Annotated in this window: 24 protein-coding genes and 1 riboswitch; of the genes, 8 read left to right on the forward strand and 16 right to left on the reverse strand. The window is 39.1% G+C overall.

The features are described from left to right. Positions 1–450: 450 nt before the first annotated feature. The gene (locus MHH70_RS04480; RefSeq protein ID WP_082798956.1) at positions 451–618 is read left to right on the forward strand and encodes an aspartyl-phosphate phosphatase Spo0E family protein; all 168 of its coding nucleotides are present in this window, start codon (positions 451–453) and stop codon (positions 616–618) included. Between the two features lie 9 nt (positions 619–627). Here MHH70_RS04480 and MHH70_RS04485 read toward each other — a convergent pair whose 3' ends face one another. The 10 genes from MHH70_RS04485 to MHH70_RS04530 form a co-directional block, all read right to left on the reverse strand. Next, positions 628–825: a hypothetical protein gene (locus MHH70_RS04485; RefSeq protein ID WP_066163937.1), complete on the reverse strand. Its 198-nt coding sequence runs from the start codon at positions 823–825 to the stop codon at positions 628–630. A 141-nt stretch (positions 826–966) separates the two neighbouring features. After that, positions 967–2,088: a Nif3-like dinuclear metal center hexameric protein gene (locus tag MHH70_RS04490; protein ID WP_342472670.1), complete on the reverse strand. Its 1,122-nt coding sequence runs from the start codon at positions 2,086–2,088 to the stop codon at positions 967–969. Then, the gene (locus tag MHH70_RS04495; RefSeq protein WP_066163943.1) at positions 2,085–2,783 is read right to left on the reverse strand and encodes a tRNA (adenine(22)-N(1))-methyltransferase TrmK; all 699 of its coding nucleotides are present in this window, start codon (positions 2,781–2,783) and stop codon (positions 2,085–2,087) included. The genes MHH70_RS04490 and MHH70_RS04495 overlap by 4 nt, the downstream gene beginning before the upstream one ends. Positions 2,784–2,950: 167 nt before the next feature. Beyond that, entirely contained in the window at positions 2,951–3,280 is a 330-nt protein-coding gene (locus MHH70_RS04500) for a cytochrome c (protein WP_066163948.1), read from the reverse strand. A 142-nt stretch (positions 3,281–3,422) separates the two neighbouring features. Beyond that, on the reverse strand, positions 3,423–4,565 hold the full coding sequence (locus MHH70_RS04505) for an acyl-CoA dehydrogenase family protein (RefSeq protein WP_342472671.1): 1,143 nt from the start codon (positions 4,563–4,565) through the stop codon (positions 3,423–3,425). 497 nt (positions 4,566–5,062) lie between these two features. Further along, a complete protein-coding gene (locus tag MHH70_RS04510) occupies positions 5,063–5,611 on the reverse strand; it encodes a hypothetical protein (protein ID WP_066163954.1) in 549 nt (182 codons plus the stop codon). A 362-nt stretch (positions 5,612–5,973) separates the two neighbouring features. Further along, positions 5,974–7,098, reverse strand: a complete 1,125-nt coding sequence (rpoD, locus tag MHH70_RS04515) for an RNA polymerase sigma factor RpoD (RefSeq protein ID WP_066163957.1) — start codon at positions 7,096–7,098, stop codon at positions 5,974–5,976. Positions 7,099–7,130: 32 nt separating this feature from the next. Beyond that, positions 7,131–8,951, reverse strand: a complete 1,821-nt coding sequence (gene dnaG, locus MHH70_RS04520; protein ID WP_066163960.1) for a DNA primase — start codon at positions 8,949–8,951, stop codon at positions 7,131–7,133. Positions 8,952–9,360: 409 nt separating this feature from the next. Continuing rightward, the gene (locus tag MHH70_RS04525; protein WP_107942500.1) at positions 9,361–10,173 is read right to left on the reverse strand and encodes a pyruvate, water dikinase regulatory protein; all 813 of its coding nucleotides are present in this window, start codon (positions 10,171–10,173) and stop codon (positions 9,361–9,363) included. Between the two features lie 8 nt (positions 10,174–10,181). Next, on the reverse strand, positions 10,182–10,811 hold the full coding sequence (locus tag MHH70_RS04530; RefSeq protein WP_235616047.1) for a helix-turn-helix transcriptional regulator: 630 nt from the start codon (positions 10,809–10,811) through the stop codon (positions 10,182–10,184). Positions 10,812–11,192: 381 nt separating this feature from the next. On the opposite strand from MHH70_RS04530, the gene MHH70_RS04535 reads away from it, so the two are divergent. Next, entirely contained in the window at positions 11,193–12,581 is a 1,389-nt protein-coding gene (locus MHH70_RS04535) for a glycine--tRNA ligase (protein ID WP_342472672.1), read from the forward strand. Positions 12,582–12,812: 231 nt separating this feature from the next. On the opposite strand, the gene MHH70_RS04540 is transcribed toward MHH70_RS04535, so the two are convergent. The 4 genes from MHH70_RS04540 to MHH70_RS04555 all read right to left on the reverse strand — a co-directional run bounded on the left by MHH70_RS04540 (position 12,813) and on the right by MHH70_RS04555 (position 17,502). Then, a complete protein-coding gene (locus MHH70_RS04540; RefSeq protein WP_342472673.1) occupies positions 12,813–14,423 on the reverse strand; it encodes a glutathione ABC transporter substrate-binding protein in 1,611 nt (536 codons plus the stop codon). Between the two features lie 515 nt (positions 14,424–14,938). Next, entirely contained in the window at positions 14,939–16,246 is a 1,308-nt protein-coding gene (locus tag MHH70_RS04545) for a methyl-accepting chemotaxis protein (RefSeq protein WP_107942497.1), read from the reverse strand. A 91-nt stretch (positions 16,247–16,337) separates the two neighbouring features. Further along, complete coding sequence (locus tag MHH70_RS04550; RefSeq protein ID WP_342472674.1) at positions 16,338–16,919, reverse strand: hypothetical protein; 582 nt, start codon at positions 16,917–16,919, stop codon at positions 16,338–16,340. Between the two features lie 217 nt (positions 16,920–17,136). Then, positions 17,137–17,502 (reverse strand): hypothetical protein, encoded by a 366-nt coding sequence (locus MHH70_RS04555; RefSeq protein ID WP_342472675.1) that lies wholly within the window; start codon positions 17,500–17,502, stop codon positions 17,137–17,139. Positions 17,503–17,548: 46 nt separating this feature from the next. Then, positions 17,549–17,656, forward strand: a riboswitch (TPP riboswitch). A gap of 72 nt (positions 17,657–17,728) precedes the next feature. Here MHH70_RS04555 and MHH70_RS04560 point away from each other — a divergent pair. The 6 genes from MHH70_RS04560 to MHH70_RS04585 all read left to right on the forward strand — a co-directional run bounded on the left by MHH70_RS04560 (position 17,729) and on the right by MHH70_RS04585 (position 21,986). Next, positions 17,729–18,259: a thiamine phosphate synthase gene (locus MHH70_RS04560; protein WP_342472676.1), complete on the forward strand. Its 531-nt coding sequence runs from the start codon at positions 17,729–17,731 to the stop codon at positions 18,257–18,259. Positions 18,260–18,271: 12 nt separating this feature from the next. Beyond that, positions 18,272–19,381 (forward strand): glycine oxidase ThiO, encoded by a 1,110-nt coding sequence (thiO, locus tag MHH70_RS04565; RefSeq protein WP_342472677.1) that lies wholly within the window; start codon positions 18,272–18,274, stop codon positions 19,379–19,381. 5 nt (positions 19,382–19,386) lie between these two features. After that, positions 19,387–19,599 (forward strand): sulfur carrier protein ThiS, encoded by a 213-nt coding sequence (gene thiS, locus MHH70_RS04570; RefSeq protein ID WP_342472678.1) that lies wholly within the window; start codon positions 19,387–19,389, stop codon positions 19,597–19,599. Between the two features lie 2 nt (positions 19,600–19,601). After that, positions 19,602–20,366 (forward strand): thiazole synthase, encoded by a 765-nt coding sequence (locus MHH70_RS04575; protein WP_066163991.1) that lies wholly within the window; start codon positions 19,602–19,604, stop codon positions 20,364–20,366. Beyond that, a complete protein-coding gene (locus MHH70_RS04580; protein ID WP_342472679.1) occupies positions 20,363–21,379 on the forward strand; it encodes a ThiF family adenylyltransferase in 1,017 nt (338 codons plus the stop codon). Before MHH70_RS04575 ends, MHH70_RS04580 begins: the two co-directional genes overlap by 4 nt. Before the next feature lie 79 nt (positions 21,380–21,458). Continuing rightward, a complete protein-coding gene (locus MHH70_RS04585; RefSeq protein WP_066163996.1) occupies positions 21,459–21,986 on the forward strand; it encodes an isochorismatase family protein in 528 nt (175 codons plus the stop codon). 292 nt (positions 21,987–22,278) lie between these two features. Here MHH70_RS04585 and MHH70_RS04590 read toward each other — a convergent pair whose 3' ends face one another. After that, positions 22,279–22,875, reverse strand: a complete 597-nt coding sequence (locus MHH70_RS04590; RefSeq protein ID WP_107942490.1) for a dienelactone hydrolase family protein — start codon at positions 22,873–22,875, stop codon at positions 22,279–22,281. Positions 22,876–22,915: 40 nt separating this feature from the next. After that, positions 22,916–23,725 (reverse strand): enoyl-CoA hydratase/isomerase family protein, encoded by an 810-nt coding sequence (locus MHH70_RS04595; protein ID WP_342472680.1) that lies wholly within the window; start codon positions 23,723–23,725, stop codon positions 22,916–22,918. Position 23,726: the final 1 nt, after the last annotated feature.

Here is a 23,726-nt window from a genome sequence, read left to right on the forward strand (position 1 = left end):
TCAGACGTTTTTTCAATTTAAAATGAGGATGCAAAAAATCATCTTTTCAGTATAACAAAAACCAGCAGCTACAAGAGCACACGGTTTAGCGTATATTAATCAATTATGCCACTTGAATCAACACGATGTTGGTCACTCAGTCGTTACGCACATATCGCAGTAATCTTAGCAGGTGTCTCACCGCTTATTGAAAGAAGTTAAAAATAAAGCAGTCCAGAAAATGTTACACATTCTGGACTGCTTTCTTATTATTTTGTACCTTCGACAAAATTCTTCGACATTTCTTGCTAAAAAATTCTGTACACTTTCATAACAAAACAAGTAACCATTCATTTTCGACGTAATTTTGACAAATTTGTGAACTTCAAATTCCGCACACAATGTGACATTATTTTCATTTAAAGTAATATACAATACATATATCAATCAAATTTAAGGAGTTCTATCATCATGTTGAAACACTTTTTCGAGAAAACGATTCTGAAATATAGAATCGAATTAAAAAGAAAGCAAATGTATAAAATAGCCAAGGACTTAGGCTACACACATCCAAAAGTAGTTGAATCCAGCCAGCAATTAGATACATTACTCAACATATACTTAAAAAGAGCTTCGTAGCAAGTAAACTTATTGCTGTGCTCGCTTACGCTCTTTTCGATATTCCGTATAACGCAATACACTGCCTCCAATTGCAAAAATCATACCGATGCTAATAAAGATAACACGCATCGCTACTGATGTAGTAGGTAGGACATTAAAAATCGTCGTTAACACAACAAATAAACCAGAAATTGATACTAAATAACCCGCTAAACCGATACTCATGTTTTTCACCTCAAGTCAAATTTTATCGTGCTCGTCTTGAAATTGCAATGTAACATCATTAAGTGATTATCCTGTAGACATCAATATGTAAAGGGCTAAAGAAAAGACAGATGCACATCTGCTCTCCCTTAGCCCAATTTTTTAAATAAATTGGAACGGCTCTGTATGAATTGTCGACTCGATAAATTGTACAGGCAGTTTTTTCTCCTTGCATAGCGCTGTCATTTTCTCCGTAACACCTTTAATCATAACCTTTTCCACATGATGTCCTGGATCTACAATGCTTAACCCATTGACCTCCGCATCTTGCGCCATATGGAAGCCGATATCTCCTGTGACAAAGACATCTGCACCTGCACGTTTTGCGGCTGCAATATAACTATTACCATCGCCGCCTACGACAGCTACTTTTGCCACAGTTTGCTGTAAATCACCTACCACCCGTAAGCAAGGAACATTTAACTGTACTTTCACAAATTCTGCAAACTGCTGCAATGTTAAGGGCTCCTGTAACGTGCCGATACGACCTAAGCCCGCCTCGTTTGTCGTGAGTGCCATTGCCCATACATCATAAGCTGGCTCCTCATATGGATGTGCATTAAGCATCGCTTTTAATACACGATTTTTTTGACTGCTTGGGAAGACAACCTCGATTTTTTGCTCTGGCTCTATATTTACTTCACCTATTTCACCTACAAATGGATTGGCTCCCTCTAAAGCACGAAAACGCCCTTCACCAGCCGTCGTAAAGCTGCATGTATCATAAGCACCTATTTGCCCTGCTCCCGCATTAGCTAGGGCTGTTCTTACTGTCGTTGCATATTCAGCAGGCACATATACAGCTAGCTTTATGAGCTGCTCACTATATGTATGCTCTAAAATTTTGCGATTTTCAAGCTGTAACGCATCCGCCAGTAAATCATTCACACCACCCTCTACAACATCTAAATTCGTATGGGCTGCATAAACTGCAATATCGTGCTTTAAGCATTTTTCGTAAAGCTGTCCAGCTGGTGTATCTGTTCGTAAATGACTTAGCTTACGAAAAATAGGTGGATGATGGGCAATAATTAGCTCACAGCCTTGCTCGATTGCCTCCTCCACTACTGCCATCGTTACATCTAGAGTAACAAGCACTTTCGTTACCGTTTTATTCACTGTCCCAATAGCTAGTCCGATTGGGTCATTTGGCATACATGCAAGCTTTTTCGGTGACCAGCTTTCGAACAATTGAATAATTTCATTTCCATTCACTAATTTCATGATGATAGCACCCCTTCGACAAGTTGAATTAATATCTGTAGCTCCTCTTTCTTCGCTTGTATTTCAGGCGTTGTTTCTGCTTTATTCAAATCCTGTAAAATTCTTTGCCAATTATCTATTTCCTTCGTCCATTTCTTCACAAAGGTAGCTGAACGCTGTGCAATTAAATGATTTCCCAGTAAAATTTCAGCAGATGTTAAATGCATTGCTCCGCGCTGTAATACGAGTATTTCATAGATTTTATCATCCTCCTCTAAAATTACTTCATCTAAAATTGCCCAGCCATGTGCTAATGCCCATTCACGTATAACTTTTGCATGAATATTTGGTTGTAAAATTAAGCGGGTCACTGAACGTAGCACTTCCGGATGTTTTTCTAATATCGAGACAATTAAAGGACCACCCATTCCTGCAATTGTAATCGTATCAACCTCATCCCCCTGTTCAACAGCGGCTAAACCATCAGCTAATCGCACCTTAATATTATTTGTTAACCCTTCCGCACGCACTTGACGTAGCGCAGACTCATATGGACCTTTCACAACCTCACCTGCTATTGCGCCTGAAACGATGCCTTGCTGCACTAAATAGCACGGTAAATAAGCATGATCGCTCCCGATATCTGCTACAATTGCACCTGTTGGTACGAAGGAGGCTACTGTTTCTAATCGTTTAGATAGCTTTTGCGCGTTCATAAAATACCTCTTTTCTGCAATATCTCCACTCTATTATAGTAGAAAAGCTTATCATTTGCCGAGTTAAAGAAAAAAATAATCGACTCAACCCTAAGTAACTGGGGTTAAGTCGATTAATCATTTTGCGTTATTCATATTGTTTCATGAATAGGACACAACTACACCTATTATTCTAAAGATAAAATGTATTCAGCTACTGCTTCCTCGTTACCTTTTGCAGTACCTGCAGGCATTGCGCCTTTACCATTCGTTAAAATATCAACGATTTCCTCTTTAGATAGTGCTATGCCATGTAAATTTGGTCCCATACCACCTGTTAAATCGCCACCGTGACAACCAATACAACCAGCCGTTAATGCTGCGCCATCTGTTTGTTCAGTTGTTTCGCCGCCTTCAGCCTCTTCGTTGCCTCCAGCACCGTTTATTGACATGAAGAAAATAAGTCCGATACCGAATGCTAAAATTAAGATGTACGGAAAAACTGGATTGTTTTTCATTCGATTTACCTCCCTTGTTAGTCATTTTGGTTCTATATGATAGAATCTATTCAACAATAATCATTGTACTGCATTCAGTTGAAAACGGAAAGCCCTAAAGCATAAGTTTTACTTTGTTTGTAACAATTTCGCCATCTAACTATTAATCAGTCAAAATATGTCTTGCAATTACTAGCTTCTGTACCTCAGAAGTTCCCTCACCGATTTCTAATAACTTGGCATCACGCATATATCGCTCTACCTCATATTCGCGCATATAGCCATAACCGCCATGTATTTGGATTGCTTCATCACACACTTCCATTGCCATCTCGGATGCGTAATATTTAGCAATTGCTGCTTCTTTGCTGAAAGGACGTCCTTGATCCTTTAACCAAGCCGCTTTGTACACATATGTACGTGCAATTTCCACCTTTACTGCCATATCCGCTAGTTTAAATTGTGTCGCCTGAAAATCAGCAATCGCTTTGCCGAATTGCTTACGTTCCTTAGCATATTGTACAGCTTTATTCAAAGCACCTTGTGCTATACCTACAGCCATTGCCGCAATACCGATACGTCCACCGTCTAATGTTTGTAAAAATTGCTTAAAGCCATTCCCCTTTGTACCAAGTAAATTTTCCTCTGGTACAACAACGTTTTCTAAAATAAGCTCTGTCGTATTAGAGGCATTTAAGCCCATTTTTTCATATTCATCCTTAATCGTGAATCCTTTAGCATCTGTCGGTACAATAATCGCACTTATTTCCTTTTTTCCATCCTTCATATCTGTGATGGCCGTTAATGCTAAATGCTTGGCGTAGCTAGCATTTGTAATAAACATTTTTGAGCCATTAATCGTAAATTGATTATCTGCAAGTACCGCTCGAGTTTCAGTACCACCTGCATCAGAACCCGCATTCGCCTCTGTTAAACCAAAAGCACCGAAGGATTCTCCCGTACAAATTGGCGTTAAATAACGCTCTTTTTGTTCTTTCGTGCCAAATAAATGAAGAGGTGCTCCTCCTAAAGAAATATGAGCGGAATATGTAATGCCTGTCGAAGCACATACGCGGCTTAACTCCTCCGTCACAATGGCAAAGCTAATTGTATCTGCTCCAGCACCACCGTACTCTTCTGGGAATGGCAATCCCATAATCCCCATCTTGCTTAATTGCTCAAATACCTCTTTTGGAAACGCTTTCTTTCTGTCGCGATCAATAGCGCCCGGTGCCACTACCTCATCTGCAAATTCTTTCATTGTGCGTTGAATCATACGTTGCTCATCTGTTAAATCAAAAAACATTATGTCCACCCCTTTGTATGTTTACACTTTTATTCTATAAGAAATAGCTGCATTTTAACAGCATTTTCGAACTAAAAAGAAGAAAATCAGCTTTCATCATATGAAAAACTGATTTTTAGGTTTAAAAATATTACCAATTACACCTCGGCGTAATTGCGTCGAGATTTTGAATTGCGCTCGCATAATTTACTCCTTTCAAAATCCCTAACATCCCCTGGAGGCTTACTAGGATGGAGCTGGCAAAAAAATGATTTTGTATAGCAATCGCATAGAAAGGGAAATTTTTCTTCTTCTCTTTCATTTTAGAGAAACACTGCTAAACCCTGTGTTTCTAGCATTTTCAAAGAAAGCTCTCTCTATTTTATAGGAGCAATTTTTTTGCCAAAACGCCAGCATCAACGTCCAAAAGCTATGCACAGCTTTTTGGACGCCTCTATAAAAGGCAATTTAAGTATTCATCACACCACCTATAGAGGTGGGCGTTTTCTACTGAACCATTATAAAAAGAAATAAATCCCGATAGCTAGCATTCCTAAAACACCTGATACTGTAAAATAGACAATTTTCAAGGCTAAACCTGAAATAAACCATAGCAGGCAATTTCCTAATAATGCTATATATAGGACGGTAATATTATGTGGGAAATAGGTAATGCAAACTTGCACCGTCACCGCTAATAGCAATAACGCACCCGTTAAATGTAGCAATGGTGATAGCAATTGATTTTTTTTAGCTACGTAAAAAGCACCAATCAAGCAACCTATAGCCAAGACTGCTGTAAAAATAGCAACTAGCCAAACAGCATTCATCGTGAAAAGAAGTATAATAAAAATAATAGCAATTATCGGCATTATTGAATATTTAGCTAATGCCTTTCTTTTTTCTTGTGCTATTACAGATTGAGAGGGCTTGCCCTGTATTTCTGTTTGCTTCTCTCCTTCAGTGTAAAGCGTCGTTAAAAAATCACAATAATGCTCAGGCAGTAGCTTATTTTGCTTCCAAAATGTTATTTCATTAATAATTATTTGCTTTCGTTGGTTCGACATCCTTATTCTCTCCAAACCATTTTGTTATGTATAGTTCTATCATAATGAAAACATTCCTATTCTAACATCGGCAAAAAGTAACATCTACACTAAATTTCACTCATAGTTTTAGTAAATATTTGTGGGAGGTGGCGGAAAAATGCCGTACGGTTGCCGACATTCTTTGCGTCGGTGCTTGTGTTTGGTTAGAGAGTGCAAAGAGCTTTGAGGCTAGTCATTCTTTTTACTTAGAGCAAGCATCTAATGTCCTATCATTTTCAAAGTTAGCGCTTACTATTTTCATAGGCGGACTTTTTTGCTAAAATACCAGCAAAAGCGCCCAAAATGCCAGCTACTGCACGGCTTTTTGAGCGCCCTTTATTTTATTCTAAAAAGTCTTTTAAGCGTTTTGAACGGGACGGATGACGTAGCTTACGCAGTGCCTTCGCCTCGATTTGACGAATACGCTCACGTGTAACGCCAAACACTTTTCCCACTTCCTCAAGTGTTCTTGTACGTCCATCATCTAATCCAAAACGTAAGCGAAGTACGTTTTCTTCACGGTCAGTTAACGTATCAAGCACATCTTCAAGCTGTTCCTTTAAAAGCTCATAAGCTGCATGGTCTGAAGGTGATTGTGCCTCAGAATCTTCGATAAAATCGCCTAAATGTGAATCATCTTCTTCACCAATTGGCGTTTCAAGTGAAACAGGCTCTTGAGCAATTTTTAAAATTTCGCGCACTTTTTCAGGTGTTAAGTCCATTTCCTCGCCAATTTCTTCTGGGGACGGCTCACGTCCTAAATCTTGTAGCAATTGACGCTGTACACGAATCAGTTTATTAATGGTTTCAACCATATGCACAGGAATACGGATTGTACGAGCTTGGTCAGCAATTGCACGTGTAATCGCTTGGCGTATCCACCATGTTGCATAAGTAGAAAATTTAAAGCCTTTGCGATGGTCGAATTTTTCAACCGCTTTAATAAGCCCCATATTTCCTTCTTGGATTAAATCCAGGAATAACATGCCGCGACCAACATAGCGCTTTGCAATCGATACAACGAGACGCAAGTTCGCTTCCGCTAAACGTTTACGCGCTTCTTCATCGCCCTGCTCAATACGCTCCGCTAAACGAATCTCTTCTTCAGCAGAAAGTAAATCAACACGACCTATTTCCTTTAAGTACATGCGCACAGGGTCATTAATTTTAACACCCGGTGGCACGCTCAAATCGTTTAAGTCAAATGTTTCTTCATTCGCTTCTTGCTTAGACAACGCATCTTCTTCGAATTCCTCTTTACCTTCTACCGTAATACCGTGACTTTCGATATTTTCCGCAAAATGGAAGATTTCTTCGCTTTCTAGCTCAAAAGCAGCTAGTCTATCAGAAATTTCTTTCATCGAAATTTCGCCTTCTGTCTTTGCTTTACTTTGAAGAAGCGCCTTTACTTCCTCTAACGATAGTTCATTTACTGTTTCTTTTGAGCGTTCTGATTTGTCCGCCATAAACCTTCCTCCTTCTAAAAAAACGAATCGAGTTACATCGTCGCTAAAGTTCTTCTTAAATGGACAATCTTTTGCATAATCTCCATTGCTTGTTTATATTCATGCATCTTTTCTGCTTCCGACTGATTTTGACGTAATGTGTCAATTTCAAGCTGGATGCGATGTTTTTTAATATGCTTTAAGCAATCTGCAATTTCTGCCTCTGCATAATCTGGAGCTCGTTCTGCTAATGCAGCTTCCATGACAATTTTACGTAACTCTGAATCTTCAATTACCTCTACAAACCGTTGATAATCGGCTGTACTAAACTCCTCGTAAAAGCCGATTAGTCGAACAAAAACAGCCATATACTCATCTCTTACAAAGGGCTCCTCGCCACTCTGCAAAACCTTATCGACTACATGCACATTGTGAAGCATGTGTGAAAGCAGTAGTCGTTCTGCGCGCTCCGTTGCAGTTAACGGCTTCTGCGTCAATGGTACTGGAGCAACTTCATGCAGCGGTATTTGTTCATCTTTATAGCGTTTTGACTTTGTTGCCTCTAGTTTTCGATATTGTGCATAAATAGCTTCTTGAGAAATAGATGTTTCATTCGCAAGCTGCGTTATATATAAATCACGCTCTATTGGTGAAGATACCCCAACAAGCTCTTCTAGCACTTCTTGTACGTATTGCAGCACATCATTTTCAAATTGAAAATTTTTATTGCGCCTTGCATACATCATCATAAAAGCAATATAAGCATGGGGCTTGTCAATTATTTGTGTTTTAAACGCTTCAGCACCATATTGACGTATATAGTCATCTGGGTCGAGCTTGTCCGGTAAAACAGCCACCTCTACTTTTAAGCGTTCAGCCTTGAGCAACTGACTTGAGCGACGCGCTCCCTCCATTCCAGCAGAATCCCCATCATAGCAAACCGTAATTTGCTCCACTAAGCGTTTGAGCCTTTGGATATGCTGTGGTGTAAGCGATGTGCCCATCGTCGCAACTGCATTCGTAACGCCTGCATTTGTCGCTGCTAATACATCGACAAATCCTTCCATTAGAACAACCTGACGTGTTTTTCGAATTGTAGCCCGCGCTTTATCTAAGTTGTATAGTATTTCGCTTTTATGAAAAATTGGTGATTCAGGACTGTTCATATATTTTGCTTCTTCAGCATCTGTATTTAAAATTCGCCCTGAAAACGCAATCACCTTCCCATTATCGTCGCGAATTGGAAACATAATTCGTCCCCTAAAGCGATCGAAATAAGAACCATCACTTTCCCGTCGAATCACAAGTCCACATTCAGCCATTTCTTCTAATGAAAATTCTTTTCTTTCTAGAAATGTAGTAAGTGAATCCCATGAAGGCAATGCCCAGCCAATTTTATGGCTTTCAATTAACTCCTCGGTGAAGCCGCGATTCAATAAATATTGTAAAGCTTCTTCCCCATCCTCGGTATTCATTAATAAATGATGGTAAAACTCCATTGCAAAATCATGTGCCTGTCGCATATTTGCTTCAGCTTTTGAAATGGTTTTTGCAGGCTGTGCACTAGTCGTTAGCTCTGCATCTAATTGGACGCCTGCTCGTTCACCAAGTTTCACAACAGCATCTGGGAATGTTATATTTTCAATATCCATCACAAATGTAATTGCATTCCCACCTGCCCCACAACCAAAGCAATGGAATATTTGCTTATCTTGCGAAACGGAGAAGGAGGGCGTTTGCTCCCCGTGAAACGGACATAAACCAAACCAGTTACGTCCTCTTTTCGTCAGCTGCATATAATCGCTAATAACATCAACTATATCCGACTGTGAACGAATTTGTTCAATTAATTGTTCAGGTATTTTTTTGGTCATTCCATCACCATTTTCAGTTGTTACATAAACATAATTCGAGATATATCTTGAAAATCCTCTATTATACGACAAAAAATAATCGCAAGGGTTGTACAGCCAATTATGCCCCAACTAACTCTAGTTCAGATTTTTTGAGTAAGTTCGAAAACTCTTCTTCAAAATTTGTGACATCTGCCGGAGGCTTTATTTGAATTTAGTGAGTGTCCTACCATTCACGTAAATCAAATACCCAATGGAGCATTCATCTGACTTATCTTTTAAGATGGGCATTTTTCACTAAATCAAGATAAATATCTCTACTTCTAAATATTTTTACCACAATTTTATTATTATAAAACAATTATTTCATTTTAGCCATACATTTTTGTTAGCACACTAAAAAACCTCATCCTTTTCGGATAGAGGTAGCTTATGCCCTTGCACGTATTTTATCCAAAATAACATTTGCTGTTTCTTCCACTGCTGTGTTTGTCACGTCGATTACCTCACAGCCAATACGGTTAGCAACACGAGTGAAATGTTCAATTTCCTGTTGAATGCGATTATGCTGTGCATAAATCGCATCATCATTTAAGCCGAGCGTTTTTAAGCGCTCTTTTCGTATGCCATTGAGGTTTTCAGGTGAAATAATTAAACCGAAGCATTTTTTAGGGTCTACTGCAAAAAGCTCAGCTGGTGGGTCGACTTCTGGTACGAGTGGCACATTTGCTACTTTTAAGCTTTTATGTGCTAAATATTGTGATAAAGGCGTTTTGGATGTTCTTGAAACACCTATTAAAACGACATCAGCAAGTAGCACACCGCGCGGGTCTCGACCGTCATCATACTTTACCGCAAATTCAATTGCCTCAATCCGCTTAAAATAATCATCATCTAATTTATGCATAAGCCCCGGTCGCTCTAATGGTGCCTGTTTGATTGAATTCTCCAATAGCTCTATCATCGGACCGAGCAAATCAATCGCTGCGACATGTTGTGCTAAAGCAGTGGCATAGAGCTTTTGCCGCATCTCTTTTTCTACTAATGTATAAACAATGATTGCCTTTTCCTGTATAGCGAGTTGCACAACTTCGTGAAGCTCTTCAAAGCTTTTAATACGTGGAAAACGGCGAATTTCTACATTTTGAAAGGTCGGTCTAAATTGACTAACCGCCGCTCTAACTGATAATTCCCCTGTTTCACCTACAGAATCTGAGACCACAAAAAAAATCAGATTATCCAAAACATCACCTACAATTCATGAATTTGTGCAAGTGAAATGAAGGCTTTTGTCACATTTGTTTTCGTTAATCGACCAATAATCTCAATGCCATTCACCGTTTCATTTACTACAGGTAAAGAGTCGATTTCACGATCAATTAATTTTTTAGCAGCTTCAATTAAAAAATCACTTTTTGTACAATACGCAATATTTGGCATGCGCGTCATAATAATATGTACAGGAATTTTATTCAAGTCTTGTGAGCCGATGCTCGTACGCAATAAATCTTTACGTGATAAAACACCTTGTAAACAATTATTTTGATCCGCTACAAATAACGTACCTACATCTTCTAAAAACATATGACAAATAGCGTCATAAACGGTCATATTTTCAGAAACAATGACTGGTACAGATTGAAAATCCTTTACTTTTAAATTCATAAGGGAGTCTGTTAATGTCTTTGTGTTCTTTTTGCCTGCATAAAAATAACCAACACGTGGTCTTGCATCTAAAAAACCAGCCATCGTTAATATTGCTAAGTCTGGTCTCAATGTTGCTCTCGTTAAGCTTAAACGCTCTGCAATTTGCTCTCCTGTGATTGGACCGTTTTCCTTTACAATTTGCAAAATAGCGTCTTGACGTTTATTGAGTTCGATTTTGACTCACCTGCTTTTAATAATGTTATACTGATTACGTTATTATTATATACTATTTCAAAGTGGATTGCGAAGAAAAGAATTGGGGCTATAGCACTTGCACAAAAAAAATTTTGTTGTATACTAAACCATATATATTAAGCGATGATTGAGCTATAAGTATCTTTTCACCTTAGCGAGTAGGGATTGGTGCAAGCCTACGCCGAAAAGAGAAACGGCACTCAGGAGCTATTTTTTCGAAAGAGGTTCAAGCAGCGATGTTTGAGCAATCAGGGTGGAACCGCGGATTCTGTACATGACAGCATTCGTCCCTGGGCATAATACGCCCGGAGACGAATGCTTTTTTTCGTTCCAACGGGCATGACAATAGGAGGTATTTTCATGACACAAAAATCAATGGAAACAATCGTATCACTTGCAAAGCATCGTGGATTTGTCTTCCCAGGCTCTGAAATTTACGGAGGCTTAGCAAACACTTGGGATTACGGTCCACTTGGAGTGGAGTTAAAAAACAATATTAAAAAAGCTTGGTGGCAAAAGTTCGTTCAAGAGTCTGAACATAACGTTGGCTTAGATGCAGCTATTTTAATGAATCCAAAGGCATGGGTTGCTTCTGGTCACGTTGGAAACTTCAACGACCCAATGATTGATTGTAAGGCATGTAAAGCACGTCATCGTGCCGATAAATTAATCGAAGATGCTTCTTTAGAAAAAACAGGTAAGGAAATTATCGTTGACGGTATGAGCTTTGAGCAAATGAAGGCAAAGATGGAGGAGCTAGAGGTAGCTTGTCCAGATTGCGGTAAAATCGACTTCACAGATATCCGTCAATTCAACTTAATGTTTAAAACACATCAAGGTGTAACAGAATCTTCATCGAATGAAATCTATTTACGCCCTGAAACAGCACAAGGTATTTTCGTTAACTTTAAAAACGTACAGCGCTCAATGCGTAAACGTACACCATTCGGTATCGCGCAAGTCGGCAAATCATTCCGTAATGAAATTACACCGGGTAACTTCACATTCCGTACACGCGAATTCGAGCAAATGGAGCTAGAATTTTTCTGCAAGCCAGGTGAAGACCTAGAATGGCATGCTTATTGGAAAGAGTTTTGCAAAAACTGGCTCCTAAACCTTGGCATGAAAGAGGAATCTATGCGTCTACGCGACCATGAAGCAGATGAGCTTTCTCACTATTCAAACGCAACGACAGACATCGAATTCCGCTTCCCATTTGGCTGGGGCGAGCTATGGGGTGTGGCTGACCGTACAGACTACGATTTAAAACAGCATATGGAGCACTCTGGTGAGGACTTCACATATATCGACCCTGTAACGAATGAACGTTATGTGCCATACTGCATCGAGCCATCATTAGGCGCTGACCGTGTAACACTAGCATTCCTATGTGACGCTTACGATGAGGAGCAGCTAGAAGGTGATGATAAGCGTACAGTTCTACGCTTCCACCCTGCTCTAGCACCATTCAAAGCGGCTGTTTTACCATTATCGAAAAAACTATCAGAGGAAGCAGGCGAAGTATGGGCAAACTTACGCAAAGCATTCCCTGTGGATTTCGATGAATCCCAATCAATCGGTAAACGCTACCGCCGCCAAGATGAAATCGGCACACCTTTCTGCATCACATACGACTTCGACTCTAAAGAAGATGGCCAAGTAACAGTACGCCACCGCGACAGCATGGACCAAATCCGTATGCCGATAACAGAAGTTAAAGCTTATATCGAAAAGCACCTGCTATTTTAATATGGGTTGAGGGGAAGCGGCGCGCTTCCCCTCTCTGCATTTTATGAGCGAATTTGTGGATTTTACGAGCGAGTTCTCCTACTTTACGAGCGAAAGTCACTTGTTTATGAGCGAATTAGTACTTTAGACCTAATAAATAAGGTTTTTCTTCTCTACAAGTCATTAATTTGTGGCTAAATAAAAAACGCATGAAATCAAATTCAAACACTTTGATTTCATGCGCTTTTCGTTTTATTTTACGAACTTCACATTTTGTAATTTATGGTGACCAGAATCGTTAATCCAATAGCCTTCAATTTGTTCACTCACGCCAGATAAATAGGCTTGGTGGTGCACATAAACCATTGGAGCTTCTTCGATTAAGCGCTCTTGCAACTCTTTATATAACGCTAAACGTTTTGTTGTATCAATTTCTTCGCGCGCTTGATCTAATAGTGAATCAATTTCTGCATTTTCATAGAAAGTACGGTTACCCGGGTCTCCCTTATTTTTAGAGTGGAATAATTGTGTTAGGAAGTAATCCGCATCTCCAACTGGGTTAGATAAGCCTAAAATAAACATATCATGCTCACCTGCGCCTGTTTTTGCTAAATATGCTCCCCATTCCACAACTTCTATAGCAGCATCAATATTAACTTTTCTTAACTCTTCTTGCAGCATAATCGCAATGTTCTGACGCTGTGGATTGTCATTCGTCCAGATTGTTGTTTTAAAACCATCTGCAAATCCTGCTTCTGTCAGCAATTGTTGCGCTTTTTCAAGATTGTATGTTAACGGCTGTAAAGTAGAATCATAGCCAAATACATTTGGCGCTAAAGGACCGATTGCTGCCTCCCCAAAGCCATCATAAATACCATCAATAATCATTTGTTGATCAACTAACATCGAAATTGCTTGACGTACTCGAACATCATTAAACGGCTCTTTTTCTACATTGAATCCAACATATGACAAAGACGAACCTGGTGCAACATCTACACTGTTCGGAGAAGATTCAACAAGTGCCACTTCATTCGGTTGAATTGGTTCGATAATATGCGCATTTCCTGTTTCTAGCTCCGCAACACGTGTCGCACTTTCTGGAATAACTTTAATTGTTACAGAATCGACAAATGCCTTTTGCCCCCAATATTCTGTGTTATTAACAAGCTTGATTTCCGCCCCTGCTGTCCAGTAATCAAACTTCATAAAGCCTGTACCAACTGGCCCTTCCATATTTACTAATTGCCCCGGGCTATTACCAGCAGCCATCGACTCATAATCTGCGTCAATTTGTGCCGGTGAAATCATTACACCTACTGGATGATTCAAGTGGTTAATAAGTGGAGCGAATGGATAATGCGTATGAATGCGCACTACATATTCATCAACAACTTCAACTTCTTTAATAGATTCAAATAAAAACGCACGTGGTGCTGCAATCTCTGGATCTAATAAACGTTCAAAGTTTTTCTTTACAACTTCCGCATTAAAATCTTCCCCATCATGGAATTTAACACCTTCTACAAGCTTAAACTCCCAAGTTACATCATCAATTGCTTCCCAGCTTTCCGCTAGACTCCCTACAATTTCATCGTTTTGATTTTTCTTTACAAGTCCTTCTGTAATATTGGACAACACGGAGGCAGATGGCACGTCTGTTGATAAATGTGGGTCAAGATTTGCCGCATCTGATAGTGTCGCCAATACTAGGTCGCCACCAGTAACCGCTTCTGTTTGCTCACCCGAAGTATTTGCATCTGTATTAACTTCGCTATTTTCCACATCGTCACTATTACAAGCAACAAGAATTATGGAAAGTAGCATTAATACCAAAAATAGTAATCCTTTCAATTTTCCCATTAGTATACCTCCATTTTTACTTCCCTATTATTTTTAAGGAATTCAAACTAAATGCTACCATTGTTAATAGAATATTTCAATGAATATTCTAAATTTTTATTCAATTTTTATTTTTATAAATATAATTTTTTTATTAGAAAAATAAAGAACTTAAATTCCCCACTCTGATAAACAATCAAAAATTCTCTACAATATCACTTAATACACAACTTCTTTCTCTTATGCAGAAAATAAAAATCATTACCCTCTCTATTCAATAAAATATTTTAAAATAATAAACGGAAAATTTTTTATGCATAATAATTCCATTGATTATCCATCGTCTATAGGTGGAGTAAGCTTTTACTAAATTACCAAAAAGGCTGTCCGAAAAGTATTCCTTTTCGGACAGCCTAAGCTTTTATACTAAATATTTGCTAAACATTTTTGTACCTGCTGCTTCACTTTCGACACATAAAACATTGACTCGTTGCAAAGAGACCGTTTCAAAATAGCTTTTCAGACGCCATCCTTTATTACGATTGCACCTTAAACTGACTAATCTCCGACTGTAAGTCATTCGCCATCGTTTCCAATACATTTGCAGAGCTTGCAATTTCCTCATTAGCTGCTGTTTGTTGTTCAGCAGAACGCATAATATTATGTAAGCTTAGCGTAATACCATTTGCAATTTCCGCAATATCGTTCGCTACATGGCTCGTTTCATTTGTTTTATTATTTACTGTACGCACAATGTCTGTTACATCATTTGTACGTGTACTAATATTAGCTACATATTCTACGATATTTTTAAAGGCTTCCCCAGTTTGTTCAACCGATGCTCGCCCTTCTTCCACATACTTTGTACCACTATTAATTGCTGTTACTGCGCTGGATGTTTGGCTTAAAATATCATCAACTAATGTACGAATATCATCAGCTGCTCTACCCGATTCCTCTGCTAATTTTCTTACTTCATCTGCGACAACTGCAAACCCTTTTCCGGCATCTCCAGCACGTGCTGCCTCAATTGAAGCATTTAAAGCTAATAAGTTAGTTTGATCTGTAATGCTTGTGATTAACGCTAAAATCGAACTAATTTCCTTCGATTTCTCGCCTAATGCATTGACAACTTCTGTCGATTCATTCACAGACTTCTTAATTGTATTCATCTTTTCAATGGTTTGCTCAATTAGCTCTATTCCTAAATCTGCTTTTTGGTTCGTTTCAGCCGCTACATCTGCTACATCTTGGACGACAGAGGATACCTGACCCATTTCTTTGCTAATTAAATCCGATGATTCTGATAATTTTTGCATCTGCTCTAACTGCCCCGCTGCGCCAACGACCATACTTTGAATAGAGTTAGAAATCGTTTCGACAGATGTGCTACTTTGCTCTGTAATCGCCGCAAACTCTCGAGTATAAGCTGTTACATCTGTCGAGGCTTTATTTGCTTTTTCAATCACTGTTCCGATTTGCTCTAGCATATGATTAAACTCTGTTGACAATTGCCCTATTTCATCTTTGTATTTATCGTCAATACGTACTGTTAAATCACCATCAGCTGCCTGTGCCATTGCCTTTAGTACTCGATTCATTCGCTTTAAAATAATATAGCGTGTACATAGCGCAATAATTACTGTTCCGATAAATAATGAAATGAATGTATTAATTACAACGCCCGCAATACCATCTAATTCAATTACTTTACTAACTTGTAAACTAATAAATTGTGAAATATGTGAGCTAATAAATAAACTTAGCCCTACAGCTAAAATCATTTTAAATATTAAACTTTTCCAAAATTTTATTTCACGAGAAAATAATTTTTCTTTTACCATAGCTGCTCCCCATTCCTATGTAAATCTACTATCATTGTAAAATAAACATTAAAATTAGTAAAATAGTTGCTCCTCACCCAATCACTTAGTCCTATTTATCATTATAATATTCTTGCCAAAAACGAGTATAGAGCCCTAATGAAAAGGCGATATCATTTTGTAAATTGCTAATCGCAATATTTATACGTTTGCGCGAATAAGTACCCTGCTTATTTATATGATAAGCTACTGTTTCCTCCATGTGCATTAATAAATCGACCATTTGTTCTAAATACATTTTCGCCTCAGTTGAAAGCATCGACTCTTGAAAACCTAAATGAATAAGAGCATTTTTGGCAGATTGAACATTTGTTAAAATTTGTCCCCACTGCGCACGTTTCATAGGTCTATTGAAATCTGTCAGCCAGCTCATCTCATACAATGCCAATAAGGAAATCGAATAAGACACAACATAATCTGGTTGCAGCGCTTTTTCCTCATATAGCGATTGCAAAACCGCTAAATCCTCCTTATATTTCTGCTGACGCATTTCATTAGTCTCTACTGCGACAGTCGGATATACACTAAAAATTGAATATGGAAAGATAATGCCTGAGAACAGCGCAGCAACTAGTAGCCCAATAATTAAAAGCTTCAGTTTTCGTATTATTCCTCGCCTTTTCGCCTTCATCATGGTTTTGATTGATGCCTCCATTCTTTGAAAAAATCTAATAGCTTTTTATGTAATTTTTCATCCACATTTATAATCTCACAACCATGATTATCGTATAAAGAGAAAATTTAATCAGCGGGGGTTTTCCTCATCCTCACTGATTGTTAGTTGAACCAATTGGGCTTTTATGCGCAGTGGAGCTCCCACTTAACCGTAAGCGTCTTAGGGATAAATTACTTTAATTCCATTTAATTCCCCTTGGCATACGAAATTTAATATAACGAATGACATTTTCTATATATCTTTCTATCGGCTGACTTGTATCAACTACTAAACATTTGAAATCGATTGGCTTTTTTGCACTGTTAAGCGTAGCATAAAAGCCTTCCTTCGAACGAATTTCACTAATTTGACTGAGCATCTTTTCTCTGCTTTTTAAACGATGATTGATTTCCTCAAAATCATCAAGGTAGCATTCAATATATTTATATTCTGCATCATATTTTTGAGCTAATTTTATTCCCTTTTCAATCATTTCCTCGTATAAGCACGGGCTATCAAGAATCACACATTTCAATAGTAATGAATTAACTGATAATTCCATCGTGACATTCTAGAAAACATATGCTATATTGTTAACTAATTGCATAGCCATCCACTGGAGGTGCCGTTGTGAACGGCTGAGATCAAAGTAAACTTTGGGATTCCTGGAACCTGATCTAGTTGATACTAGCGTAGGAAAGTGGTCGCCTATTATTTGTTACGATTTTTTAAGTAAGCGTTACTTTTCCTATGGGAGAAGTAACGTTTTTTTATTGGAGGAAACTAAAATGATTCATGCTATTACGAGTGGTCAAGGCTTTACACCACAAACAATTGACCAAATAAAGGATGTCGCTACTCGTGTTGATGCCATTATTATTCGCGAAAAGCAGCTCTCACTTACTGAAATCGATAACGCAATTGCCGCACTTTTACAGGCTGGTATAAGTGCAAAGCAATTAATCATTCATACATATGTGGAGCTCGCTTACAAATACGACTTACTTGGCTGTCATTTTGCAGCAAATCAGGCTGTAAATGTGACACAGCATCCTTTTATATGTGGGCAATCTACGCATACAAAGGCTGAAGCGTTACAAAGTGCTGAAAGAGGTATGCATTATTTATACTTTTCTCCTGTCTTTCCAACAACCTGTAAACCAAGTGTACCAGCGCTAGGGCTTCAGGCACTTGCTGAAACATGCCGTACTGTCAAAATACCCGTGCTTGCACTCGGTGGTATAACAAGCAGCAATGCACAACAAGTGATGCAGGTCGGCGCACAGGGCTATGCCGCAATATCAATGTTTTTTAACTAAGGGGAGCAATTTATGAAGTGTCAAGGCTTTACGATTATCGGTGGTGGGGTTATTGGATTATCTATCGCCTATCAATTATTAAAACAGCAACAGCCTGTGACGATTTTCCATACAGAAAAAACAACGACAGCATCACTCGCTGCTGGGGGTATGCTTGGTGGTCAAAATGAATTTCACACCCCTTCGCCCCTTTATCATTTAGCGCTGGAAAGTCGAGAGCTACACAAATCACTCGCCGAGGAGCTATTACATTTAACTGGGCAAGAAGTTGGTTTATTACCTTCCGGGCTAATTAAAATTGCAGCTGCTGAGGAAGTTAGAGTAAATTTGCAGCAGCAGTATCAATTTTTATATCGGGACCACCCTACCTCTGTACAATGGCTAAATCAAACAGAGTTACAGCAATGCGAACCTTTATTGGGTCATTCTATTACAGAGGGCTTCCATATATACGAGGACCATCAAGTAAATGCAAGAAATTTAACAAAGGCTTTAGCACTCGCTGTACAGAAGCTTGGCGCAAATATAATTGAAGAGGAAGTTATTGCGATAGAGAAAGAGCAACAACAAGTTACACATATCCAGACAGCCTCTAAGCACTACGCTGTTCAGCAAGCTGTTTTGACTGCGGGTGCCTGGACAGCGAAGCTTGCAGCCAAACTTCATATTACTTGCCCGGTGCACCCAGTAAAAGGGGAATGCTTAATGGTAAAAGCGGCACAGCTACCGAAGGCAACCATTTTTTCAACAGATGGCTGTTATATCGTACCAAAGCACAATAATCGTTTATTGATTGGTGCTACGAGCTATCCTCTGCTAGAAGATGATGCAGTAACTGTCGGTGGCATTTATTCTTTATTATCCCGAGCTATTCATATGATGCCATCACTAACGAAGGCTGAGATTGTCGAAACTTGGTGTGGTGTGCGGCCACAAACAATAGACGGACTTCCAATTATGGGTACTACGCAATATAGCAATTTATTTATATGCACAGGACATTATCGCAACGGTATTTTATTAAGTGCCATTACTGGGCTTTTGTTTAGTCAATTCTTATTGGGTGATAGCGTAGCAAAGCAACGGTTAGCGCCTTTTTCATTGCAACGCTTTACGATTTAAAGGAGGTGTGCATTTTGCGCTTATACGTCAACGGTCACAATATGGAAGTACCACAATCTATTACAACTGTTGTCCAATTACTAGAACATTTACAGCTCAATAAAGAGCTTGCCATTGTTGAAGTAAACGCGGAAATCTTACAGCCTGCGGAACGTGACAGCAAGGAAATTAAAGCAGATGACCATATCGAAATTGTACAATTTGTAGGAGGAGGATAATCATGCTACATATCGGACCATATCAATTTAATTCACGCCTCTTATTAGGCACAGGGAAATTTAAAGATTTTGCTACACAGAAAGAAGCGGTGGAAGTATCTGAAACAGAAATTTTAACATTTGCTGTGCGTCGTATGAATATTTTTGAGCCAACACAGCCAAATTTTTTAGAAAAAATCGATGTACAAAACTATACACTCTTACCAAATACAGCAGGCGCGAAAAATGCAGAGGAGGCTGTGCGCATCGCTAACCTTGCGAAAGCCTCTGGTTTATGTGATATGGTTAAGGTCGAAATCATCGGTTGTAATCAAACATTACTACCGGACCCTGTAGAAACATTACGTGCTACAGAAATGCTATTGGAGCAAGGCTTTATCGTCTTACCATACACTTCCGATGATGTGTTGCTAGCAAAGCGCCTACAAGATTTAGGCTGTCACGCTATTATGCCAGGTGCTTCTCCTATCGGGTCAGGTATGGGAATCGTCAATCCACTTAATTTATCCTTTATTATCGAGCAAGCAAAGGTGCCCGTTATTGTTGATGCTGGTATTGGTTCCGCTGCAGATGCGGCTCAGGCAATGGAGCTTGGCGCGGATGCCGTATTATTAAATACCGCTGTCTCAGGAGCTAAAGACCCTGTAAAAATGGCTTCAGCTATGAAGCATGCAATTATTGCTGGACGCGAAAGCTTTGAAGCTGGACGCATACCGAAAAAAATGTATGCAACAGCATCTAGTCCATTAGAAGGTATAAGCAGGTGAGCCGTTATTCAAGACAGGAGCGCTTTCTCCCAATTGGCACTACTGGACAAGCTCTTCTTGCTGAAAAGCATGTCCTCATCGTTGGTGTCGGAGCACTTGGTGCAACAATTGCTGATTTGCTAGTGCGGGCAGGGATTGGTGAGATTTCGCTGATTGACCGAGATTTCGTCGACTTATCTAATTTGCAGCGTCAAATGCTATACAGTGAAGCCGATGTGACCGCCCGTTTACCAAAAGCGACCGCCGCTAAAAGACGCTTACAGAAAATTAATCATACATTGACAATCCATGCTTATAACGAGGAAGCCAATGTCGAACTTTTTGAGCATATACTAGCAACACAATCTATTGATTTGATAATTGACGGTACAGATAATTTCGATATTCGTTTTATCATCAATGATATTGCTCATAAATACAGGATTCCATGGATTTATGGTGCGTGCGTTGCATCAAGCAGCCTTTCCTTTTTCATTAAGCCAGGAAAAACTGCTTGCCTGCACTGTATAATGGGTGGATTACCTACTACAGGACCAACTTGTGACATGGCAGGGATTTTAGCCTCTGCCTCACAAGTAACAGCAGCCCTACAAGTAGCAGAGGCATTGAAATATTTAACAAATAATGAAACCGCGATGCGCGGAAGCGTTTTTTCAATTGATGTGTGGCTAAACACCTTCTCCTCTATCAAGGTGGATGCACTAAAAAAGCAAATCTGCCCAACATGCGGAGAAAAACCAACATATCCATTTTTGCAGCCCAATGCCACAACAAAATTTGCCTCACTATGTGGTCGCGACACAGTTCAAATTCGCCCTGTTTATAAAATGCGTGATTTATATGCGTTAAAAAAGCAGCTAACTTCCGAGAAAATAACACATTTCAATGATTTTCTCATTAGCTTCAATGTAGAAAATTATCAGCTCACCGCATTTAAGGATGGGCGCGTTTTCGTGCACGGCACTGCCGACATACAACAGGCAAAAAGCGTCTATTATCAATATTTTGCTTAATAAAGGAGAGAACAACTATATGAAAACACCACCATTTACTACATCCTCATTTTAAATTCAATTTTGAGGAGGAAACAATATGCAAGCTTTATTAGTAATTGATGTACAAAATGGATTGGTTAATCTCACACACTGTGATGATACATTAGCGAATATCGAAAAATTGATTCAAGCATTTCAAGAACAGCAAAAACCTGTTATTTTCATTCAGCATACCGATAATGCCAAAGAAAGTGTGCTCCACCATGCAGGAAAAGGGGCTGATATTATTGCACGCTTTCAGCCATATATTGAGCATCTTGTTGTTAAGCAAACACCAAGTGCTTTTTATCAAACAAACTTGCAAGAGCTGTTAGCAAGTTTAAATATTGAGCATGTATATATCTCAGGCTTTAATACGGAGTTTTGCTGTCAATTTACAGCGATTGCGGCTTATGACCGCGGGTTCCGCACAACATTTATCGAGGATGCTACAAATACAGTAAACAACGCCAACACCTATGAAATGACTGGCTTAGATATCCGAGATTTCGTCGGAACTGTATTGCATTGGTCGAATGTTATTGAGGTGCTTGATATGGAGGAATATTTGGAAACTCAATTATAAATTATAGAAGATGGCTGCCTTTTGTGTAGAAATTCCATTCGGGACTAGAGGTGAAGGATAATTTGCTTAATAAATAGCGAATTTTATCTACAAAGCTCGAACTATATTACAAAACTCTCATTCGATTTTATTAAATTTAGATAACAAAAGTAAAGCGGTATTCGAATCAAGCTGCTTCCAGACAGATACATTATTATATAAAATATAATAGAAGACGGTTTGATAAAATGAATGATGTATCCAAAACAGCTATTGAAAACATTATTTTCAATAGCTGTTTTTACTATTATCTTTAGGCCTTATCTAAAATATATGCTGTCTTCTGCGATGCTTGCTGACTAGAATTTTCATTATAAGCATCCGCACATTTATCCGCAAAGCCATGTGCTCCTTCAAACACAAACACCCGCACTTCTTTTTTCCGTAAAGCTTCAATCAAAATCTTTACATCAAATGATTTTTCTTCATTTCCGTAAAATAATGTCACTGGACAATGTGGTGTGATATCTAGGTAACTGCGGATACGTGAGCCATAATAACCGATAATATGCTGAATTCCGTTTAATTCGCTACATAACCATGCCACTGTCGCCCCGATACTAAAACCCATTATATATACTGCTTCATATTTTTGCATGAGTTCCTCTAATAGTATTTTAATTTGCTGTGCTGCTTGCTCAATGCCTATATGCTCCATAAAATTGTAGTAAGCTTGTTGTTCCTGTTCATATGGAAAAACATTGTCGTCTTGCAACATATTCGGGCATACTACATCAAAGCCCATCTGGCTTAAACGCTGTGCATATGATTGGATATGACGATTAATACCATATATTTCATGGAGTACGACAACGACTCGATTTGCTTGATTATTGATTATAAACTTCATTCATATAAAGGCTATAGGATAATCCTACAGCCCTTCCTCCTCACTCTATAAACTTTGGCTTGCGCTTCTCCACAACGGCCTGCACGCCCTCCTTAAAATCAGCAAGCTCTGTAACGAGCCCCATTTGCGAGGAAATATAGTCTAGAGATGAGCGTAAGGACATTGTTTGGCTTTGGTATACTGCGCGCTTAATAAATTGAATGGCGGTTGTCGGTCCATTCGCAAGCTTTTCTGCATAGCTTCGCGTATATTGTTCAAGTTCTTCATCTGGCACAACGAATGTGACAAGTCCCGCCTCCTTTGCCTCATACGCTGACAGTACACGTGCTGTCCATAACATATCTAATGCTTTATCAATCCCTACTAACTTTGGTAAAAAGTACGCGCCACCGTCTCCCGGCACAATCCCAACATTGACATAGCTCTCCGAAAATTTCGTCGACTGTGCGACAATACGAATGTCACACATTAAAGCCATATCAAGCCCTGCACCAAATGCAAAGCCATGCACTTGGGCAATGACTGGCTTATCAATTTCCTCTAAAAGTAGTGGCACACGCTGTACGCGCTTCCATAAAGAATTTTTGCGGGCGAGCGCTGTCGATGTAATGTCGTCCTCACTGTCAAAAAAGCCTTTGCCTGCTGCCATCGCTTTAATATCACCACCTGCGCAGAAGCATTTGCCATTGCCCTTAACGACTAGCACACGAATTGCCTCATCGTCGCGCACCGTTTCAAGTGCCCGAATCCATCTCGTTAGCATATCCTCACTAAAAGCGTTCATTGCTTCAGGGCGATTGAGCGTAATTGTCGCAACTCCGTCCTGTACATCGAATAATAAGTCAGCCATT

Origin of the sequence: Metasolibacillus sp. FSL H7-0170 (assembly GCF_038593115.1) — a bacterium.
Lineage (GTDB): Bacteria > Bacillota > Bacilli > Bacillales_A > Planococcaceae > Metasolibacillus > Metasolibacillus fluoroglycofenilyticus.

Bases quoted from the DNA above. Each gene is read 5' to 3' on its own strand.
- MHH70_RS04480 (WP_082798956.1), top strand. From the start codon at position 451: ATGTTGAAACACTTTTTCGAGAAAACGATTCTGAAATATAGAATCGAA.
- MHH70_RS04485 (WP_066163937.1), bottom strand. From the start codon at position 825: ATGAGTATCGGTTTAGCGGGTTATTTAGTATCAATTTCTGGTTTATTT.
- MHH70_RS04490 (WP_342472670.1), bottom strand. From the start codon at position 2,088: ATGAAATTAGTGAATGGAAATGAAATTATTCAATTGTTCGAAAGCTGG.
- MHH70_RS04495 (WP_066163943.1), bottom strand. From the start codon at position 2,783: ATGAACGCGCAAAAGCTATCTAAACGATTAGAAACAGTAGCCTCCTTC.
- MHH70_RS04500 (WP_066163948.1), bottom strand. From the start codon at position 3,280: ATGAAAAACAATCCAGTTTTTCCGTACATCTTAATTTTAGCATTCGGT.
- MHH70_RS04505 (WP_342472671.1), bottom strand. From the start codon at position 4,565: ATGTTTTTTGATTTAACAGATGAGCAACGTATGATTCAACGCACAATG.
- MHH70_RS04510 (WP_066163954.1), bottom strand. From the start codon at position 5,611: ATGTCGAACCAACGAAAGCAAATAATTATTAATGAAATAACATTTTGG.
- rpoD (WP_066163957.1), bottom strand. From the start codon at position 7,098: ATGGCGGACAAATCAGAACGCTCAAAAGAAACAGTAAATGAACTATCG.
- dnaG (WP_066163960.1), bottom strand. From the start codon at position 8,951: ATGACCAAAAAAATACCTGAACAATTAATTGAACAAATTCGTTCACAG.
- MHH70_RS04535 (WP_342472672.1), top strand. From the start codon at position 11,193: ATGACACAAAAATCAATGGAAACAATCGTATCACTTGCAAAGCATCGT.
- MHH70_RS04540 (WP_342472673.1), bottom strand. From the start codon at position 14,423: ATGGGAAAATTGAAAGGATTACTATTTTTGGTATTAATGCTACTTTCC.
- MHH70_RS04545 (WP_107942497.1), bottom strand. From the start codon at position 16,246: ATGGTAAAAGAAAAATTATTTTCTCGTGAAATAAAATTTTGGAAAAGT.
- MHH70_RS04550 (WP_342472674.1), bottom strand. From the start codon at position 16,919: ATGATGAAGGCGAAAAGGCGAGGAATAATACGAAAACTGAAGCTTTTA.
- MHH70_RS04555 (WP_342472675.1), bottom strand. From the start codon at position 17,502: ATGGAATTATCAGTTAATTCATTACTATTGAAATGTGTGATTCTTGAT.
- MHH70_RS04560 (WP_342472676.1), top strand. From the start codon at position 17,729: ATGATTCATGCTATTACGAGTGGTCAAGGCTTTACACCACAAACAATT.
- thiO (WP_342472677.1), top strand. From the start codon at position 18,272: ATGAAGTGTCAAGGCTTTACGATTATCGGTGGTGGGGTTATTGGATTA.
- MHH70_RS04575 (WP_066163991.1), top strand. From the start codon at position 19,602: ATGCTACATATCGGACCATATCAATTTAATTCACGCCTCTTATTAGGC.
- MHH70_RS04585 (WP_066163996.1), top strand. From the start codon at position 21,459: ATGCAAGCTTTATTAGTAATTGATGTACAAAATGGATTGGTTAATCTC.
- MHH70_RS04590 (WP_107942490.1), bottom strand. From the start codon at position 22,875: ATGAAGTTTATAATCAATAATCAAGCAAATCGAGTCGTTGTCGTACTC.
- MHH70_RS04595 (WP_342472680.1), bottom strand. From the start codon at position 23,725: ATGGCTGACTTATTATTCGATGTACAGGACGGAGTTGCGACAATTACG.